The sequence below is a fragment of the Shewanella sp. 125m-7 genome (assembly GCF_052977045.1).
In genome coordinates this window covers 1-948 of record NZ_JBRILQ010000102.1, presented here as the reverse complement: position 1 = coordinate 948, position 948 = coordinate 1, and the positions used below count along the sequence as shown (strand labels likewise).

At 35.0% G+C, this 948-nt stretch carries 1 protein-coding gene; it reads right to left on the bottom strand.

All coding sequences use genetic code 11. The features are described 5' to 3' along the window. Positions 1–3 precede the first annotated feature (3 nt). Positions 4–903, bottom strand: a complete 900-nt coding sequence (locus ACVBIL_RS20595) for an alpha/beta fold hydrolase (RefSeq protein WP_447168794.1) — start codon at positions 901–903, stop codon at positions 4–6. Positions 904–948: the final 45 nt, after the last annotated feature.

Here is a 948-nt window from a genome sequence, read left to right as displayed (position 1 = left end):
TTGTTAGTGCTTCTGTAATACTTTGCTAGATAATAACTCAATCTGTTTAACCACTGCTTGTGGCTCTACAAAAAATATATCATGCTCACTCGTTTTTGAGTAAACAATAGTTGTATCCGTGGACATACCAGTATGCATATTTTCAATTGCTAATTTATACATAGCAGCCATCCTAAACCACACATCTGGATGCCAATCTTTTGATGGTTTACTACCTATACTGTGACCATCTTTAGCCCACAGTAGAACAAAAGGTACACTACCAAATTTACTTGTTTTTTTTAATTCAAGTTCATTTTCTTTAAGGTCAATCATAAACGGATTGTAAGTAGTATTTTTAGGGTTATTAAATACCTCCAATTCCAACAGTCTTTGTTCATTAATTGATTCAGAGTAGTCTTCTAAGTCAGGTTTCCATTTGGCGACCATATTATAATCTTGTCCGTATTGTGAAGGGTCAACTAATAATATTCCCTTTACTTCGTCTGGAAATAGACCATTGTAGAATCTAACGGGGTAAGAGCCTTTTGAGTGACCTACCATGATATATGGTGGTTTGACACCTGCGTTAGTGAGTAATTTTTTTAGCCTAACTGCTGAATTTTTGTAATTATACGGTTCTGTTATGCGATCACTTTTTCCCATGCCTGCTCTGTCATAAACGCAAATTCTGTGTTTACTTTTGACATCATTAATAACCTGGTTCCATTTACCCTGAGATCCATATCCGTTATAACCAGAATTCACTACTATGGATATTGCCGTTGGGCTCCCATAGCATTCAATATGTAGACTCAAATCCCCAGCACTAAACTTTCCACTTAATTCAGGTGTACTTTCTTTCGCAGTAGCCACTGAAGTAGTTAAATAAATAATAGAAAGAAAACTAAATAATAATTTCATCCTTAAAACCTTATATTGACTCAAAACTTGTGTGAAGCACTAACG